Consider the following 4,415-nt stretch of genomic DNA (forward strand, 5'->3'; position numbering starts at 1 on the left):
CCCAACCCCAACCCCAACCCCTATCCCCCAACCCCAAACGGCCGATGCCCCTCGCGCCCGACCTTGCTCTCCATCGTAAAACACCGATATACCTGTTTCATCCAACCGAGGACGGTGCTCATGACCACCCAGACCAAGCCGATCGAAGCCTATTCCCTCCCCACGCCCAATGGGCAAAAGGTACACATCATGCTCGAAGAGCTTGGCGTGCCGTGGAATTACCACCGCATCGACATCGGCAAGGGCGAGCAGTTCACCCCTGAATTCCTGGCCATTTCGCCCAACAACAAGATCCCTGCCATCGTCGACCCCGAGGGTCCGGGCGGCGAACCCATTTCGATCTTCGAATCCGGCGCTATTCTGAAGTATCTCGGCCTGAAATTCGGCAAGCTCTACCCGACCGATCCGCGCCAGCAGGTGAAGGTCGACGAATGGCTCTTCTGGCAGGTCGGTGGCTTCGGCCCCATGCTCGGCCAGAACAACCACTTCTCGGTCTATGCGCCCGAAAAGATTCCCTACGCCATCAAGCGCTACAATGACGAAACGCACCGTCTCTTCGGCGTCCTCAACAAGCAGCTTGCCGGCAAGGAATACATCACCGGCGAATATTCGGTCGCCGACATCGCCGCCATCGGCTGGGCTCAGGCTTGGGAGCGCTATGGCATCACCAGGGAAGAATTCCCCCACGTCCACGCCTGGCTCGAACGCCTCGCGGCCCGCCCGGCCGTCGCCGCTGGCCTCAATTGGGGCAAGGACGTGCAGGCCAAAAGCCTCGCCGACGACAAGGAAGCGCAGAAGATTCTCTTCAATCAGCGCGCCCGCTAGTCTGGCCAACGGATGTCACCCCGGCGAAAGCCGGGGTCCTTCCCAAGATGGATGGAAGGGCCTCTACTGGGCCGGCTGCTGATCTTCAGCCAGGCGCGCCTCAAGCTCGGCCTGCGGCACGCGCACCCAATCCTCGCCGCGGCAGATGACATTGTAGAGCACACATCCGTTGAGCCGCATGCTGTCCGGACCGGTCAGCTCCACATAGCCCGAATAGGTCTTGCCATCCTGCGGGTTGTAGATTTCCCCATCGAAGATCGTCGGCTTGTCCCCGGGGCGCAGTGTCAGCATATGAAGATCCTGCATCGGCCGGTTCCGCAGCGTCGGGTCTTCATTGCGATAGTCGAAGAACTGGTCGGGCGACATCGTAGCCGCCGCTGCGGCCTCCTCCGGGCTCAAGCCCTCGGAGGGCACCACGATCGTAGTCAGAAAACCGCAATAGCCCAGCTCGCAAACCTGGATCGTCACCTCGGACAAAAGCTGGGCCCGCCAGACGCCTTCCACCGGCGAGGACGGAAACGGATATTGCGGCACCTCGGTCTGCGCCATCGCCACGCCAGCAACGCCCAGCCAGCACGCCATGGTCCACTGCACCAGGCTCATCGCTCTGCCACAAATCGTCATGTCCGCCTCAGCCGCTTTGAGCCGCGATTCGTCTCTGATCGCCGCCGAGAAACCTATCTTTGCCTCCGCGCCGAGGTCAAACAAATCGCCACGGAGCCAGCCGAAACTGCCCGAACGCTGATTTGCCCGACAATCTCGGCCTCCACCCAAAAACCTCTTGCCATAAAAGGCCCCTCCCGCTAGACCCGACCGCGTTGGAGAGGTGGCCGAGTGGTCGAAGGCACACCCCTGCTAAGGTAATGCCTAAGCACTCCGAGGCCCCTTATTTTCCGCCACTTTCCGAGCTTTTCCAGTTTTGCCTTGTACGGGTTTTGTACGAGCGTCATTTAAGCCGTCGCGGAACGCCTGCTGAACAGACTGCGAACCTTCTTCGGCGTGAGCATAGGTGTCGAGCAGCACTTTCGGGCTCGACCATCGGCCGTCGCGCGCTGCGGTTGCCGGGTCAATTTTCTGCCTGACGATCATTTCGGTGCCAAATCCATGGCGGCCGGCGGCATGAGGCGGCAGGTATTCGATACCGGCATCTTTGCAGGCCTGGCGCCACTTCCGATAGAAGTCGCCACTGCGCTGGCTCGCCCAATAGAACACTCGCTCCTGATCCAGCTTGCCCGTCGGCTTCGGCAGTGCGCCGATCCCCGCAGCGACCTCGGGAAGAATATCGATCCACTGCGCCGGGTGCCCTTTGGCCGCCGGCAACCGCACGCGCTTGCGAAACAGGTCCAGGTCGCCCTTTCGTTTCATCTCCATTGTCTGCGTTACGCGCGCGCCGGTCGTGAACATGAATAGAGCCATCGCGCCAAGCCGCGGCTCCGCATGTTCCTTGAAACGCAGAACCCAATCCCAACTGCCCGGCCGCTTCTTCTGGCCACTATCCTTGCCGCGCGCGCGGTCCTGCGCGACCCGTTCATTCTTGGTGTAAGCCTTGATACGGATCGGCGGGCAAAGCCCGTCCTCGTGCGCCGCATTGATGATTGCGCGCACCGGCACGACGACTTGCCGGTGCCATGTATCGACGGCCGCCATTGGATAGAGCTTCTTCGCGAGCTGCTTGACCATGCGTGGAGTAATATCGCGCAAGCGGGTGTCGCCCCACTCGGGCAAGATGCGAGCCATATAACGCGCGTCGTTGCCCGACATGGGGTGATCGAGGAACGCTTGCGCCAGGGTTATGTTGTCTTCTGGCTTTGGCGCATCTCGTCCAAGGAGTGCACGGTTGCGAGCTTCCGTTTCGAGGTCGCGGACTTTCCGACGCGCGACTGCCTCGTCGCGAGTTCCAAGGCTCTCGCGGTAGTATCGCTCCTCGCCTTCAAGCCGGCCTTTGACCCACCAAGTCGATCCACGAAGGTAGATACTGAGCCCGAATTCTTTGTCGTCTGGCATTCTGGCGCCCCGAAGATCAGATCCACATGCTCGGGGAGCAAGATCATCGCTTTCCCGAAAATTCGGCAAGCCCCTAACTCTCGGGCCTTGGCTCGAAGGGCGCGCTCTGAAATCTTCTGTCCCTTGGCAGCAAGATCAGAAACGACCTGGGCGGGCGTCATCCCGGCATCGAGGATGCGTGCGCCCATCTAATTCCCCTCCTTGGCGGTTGCGCGATTCAACTCAGCCAGATCACCGATCTTCCCGGCGATGAATGACAAGGGAACCGGCGTCTTGATCTTTTCAGCGATCTGCTCGACAAGGGCCTTCGCCTCGATCATACCTTCATAGAACCCCTGGTCGACCGCGGCATCGAACATCGCCATGAACTGCACCACGTCGGCCTCGGTGCCTATGATGCGCGGCAACAGCCATTCCAAGTGCCTCATGCGCCATTCGAGGCGCTGTTGGTTTTCAGGCGTGAGGCGGTCGATCATTTCCTTGGTCACCGTCACGGCTGCTCTCCCGTGAATGGTCCGCTCGTGAAACCCGCAGCCATGCCATCGACGGTGACGATATGCGTGTTCCAGCCGATACGATCATCGCGCCCATATGGCTTGACCTCTATGTCGCCATGGGGCCAGCCATCCTCGTCCAGAGCTTTGACGAGATCGGCCTTGGTGTTGATGGTTCTGGCTGTCGCCATGGAATCGGCCAGGCTGCCACGATGAAGCCGGAACAGCGTCATGTCTGCTCTCCTTCGGAAAGAGCTTGGCGGCCGGAGTTTAAGTCGTCCCAGAGACTTTCTAAGAGATCGGCTGATTCCCATGCGACACCAATGTCAGAGTGCTTCCCAGTGACAAGGTCGCGAAGCCTGCGCACCACACTTTCAACGCCATGCAGTTTGCAGTCGGGGTTCTCGCCCGCGACTTCCGCGCATGTGCAATGATCGTTGCTAGGAGACTGTGGCAGCTCACCCATTCCCGCCTCCCTGGGTATCAAGGAAGGACTGAGCGGCGCGAAGATGCTTGGCGTCGATGCCCATAGCGGCCGGGCTTTCCCAGATGGGCGAGCCGTTGGGATGGCTGTCGTCGAGATTGGCTGAGGCCTCTGCAAACGGCTTCAGCACCTCTACCGCCTCAGACAGGTCGGCTCTCAGCCGCGCATTATCGGCGGAGAGGGATTGAAGGATGGCGGCTGCAGTGGTCATGCTGAGGATCAACAGAGACGGATCGGAAACCCGCACCGATAGATCGTGCCCGAAAGAGGCCGTTTCGGACATGCGCAATAGCTGGGCCGCATCGCTACGCAGGTTCTTGACGGCTTCCCCCACTTCCCCTTCCAGGGAGGGTTGAGGAGCGGCGGAGAGCAGAGCAAGAACGTCTTCGAACTTCACGTAATCACCCTTGGGGTGCTGCTTCAGCCCCAAGACCTCGTCACCCCAGCCGTCAACGAACTGTTCATAGCGCTCCAACTGATCGACGGCATTGGCCGGCACCAGCACCATATTGCCGACATCAGGAATATGGTCCAACTCGTGCATTTTTTGCACTGGTTCACCCGCCATATTGGCTACAGGCTTATCCATGGGTGGGCTCCCGTTCGGC

At 60.4% G+C, this 4,415-nt stretch carries 6 protein-coding genes; 1 reads left to right on the forward strand and 5 read right to left on the reverse strand.

The genetic code is table 11. The annotated features are described in order from the left end of the window. Window positions 1-120 precede the first annotated feature (120 nt). Complete coding sequence (locus JP75_RS24415; RefSeq protein WP_035087711.1) at window positions 121-825, forward strand: glutathione S-transferase family protein; 705 nt, start codon at window positions 121-123, stop codon at window positions 823-825. A gap of 63 nt (window positions 826-888) precedes the next feature. Here JP75_RS24415 and JP75_RS25655 read toward each other — a convergent pair whose 3' ends face one another. The 5 genes from JP75_RS25655 to JP75_RS24440 form a co-directional block, all read right to left on the reverse strand. Continuing rightward, window positions 889-1,449 (reverse strand): DUF2147 domain-containing protein, encoded by a 561-nt coding sequence (locus tag JP75_RS25655; protein WP_152565978.1) that lies wholly within the window; start codon window positions 1,447-1,449, stop codon window positions 889-891. Window positions 1,450-1,692: 243 nt separating this feature from the next. Continuing rightward, on the reverse strand, window positions 1,693-2,829 hold the full coding sequence (locus JP75_RS24425) for a tyrosine-type recombinase/integrase (protein WP_084587919.1): 1,137 nt from the start codon (window positions 2,827-2,829) through the stop codon (window positions 1,693-1,695). Between the two features lie 188 nt (window positions 2,830-3,017). After that, entirely contained in the window at window positions 3,018-3,323 is a 306-nt protein-coding gene (locus JP75_RS24430) for a hypothetical protein (protein WP_035087712.1), read from the reverse strand. Next, window positions 3,320-3,556 (reverse strand): hypothetical protein, encoded by a 237-nt coding sequence (locus JP75_RS24435; protein WP_035087713.1) that lies wholly within the window; start codon window positions 3,554-3,556, stop codon window positions 3,320-3,322. The genes JP75_RS24430 and JP75_RS24435 overlap by 4 nt, the downstream gene beginning before the upstream one ends. Before the next feature lie 225 nt (window positions 3,557-3,781). Further along, window positions 3,782-4,396 carry a hypothetical protein gene (locus JP75_RS24440; RefSeq protein WP_035087715.1) on the reverse strand — a complete coding sequence of 205 codons (615 nt, stop codon included), beginning with the start codon at window positions 4,394-4,396 and terminating at the stop codon, window positions 3,782-3,784. Window positions 4,397-4,415: the final 19 nt, after the last annotated feature.

Source organism: Devosia riboflavina, from assembly GCF_000743575.1.
Taxonomy (GTDB): Bacteria; Pseudomonadota; Alphaproteobacteria; order Rhizobiales; family Devosiaceae; genus Devosia; species Devosia riboflavina.

Excerpts from the sequence above, each read along its gene's own strand:
- JP75_RS24415 (WP_035087711.1), top strand. The coding sequence starts at position 121 with ATGACCACCCAGACCAAGCCGATCGAAGCCTATTCCCTCCCCACGCCC.
- JP75_RS24440 (WP_035087715.1), bottom strand. The coding sequence starts at position 4,396 with ATGGATAAGCCTGTAGCCAATATGGCGGGTGAACCAGTGCAAAAAATG.
- JP75_RS25655 (WP_152565978.1), bottom strand. The coding sequence starts at position 1,449 with ATGACGATTTGTGGCAGAGCGATGAGCCTGGTGCAGTGGACCATGGCG.
- JP75_RS24435 (WP_035087713.1), bottom strand. The coding sequence starts at position 3,556 with ATGACGCTGTTCCGGCTTCATCGTGGCAGCCTGGCCGATTCCATGGCG.
- JP75_RS24425 (WP_084587919.1), bottom strand. The coding sequence starts at position 2,829 with ATGCCAGACGACAAAGAATTCGGGCTCAGTATCTACCTTCGTGGATCG.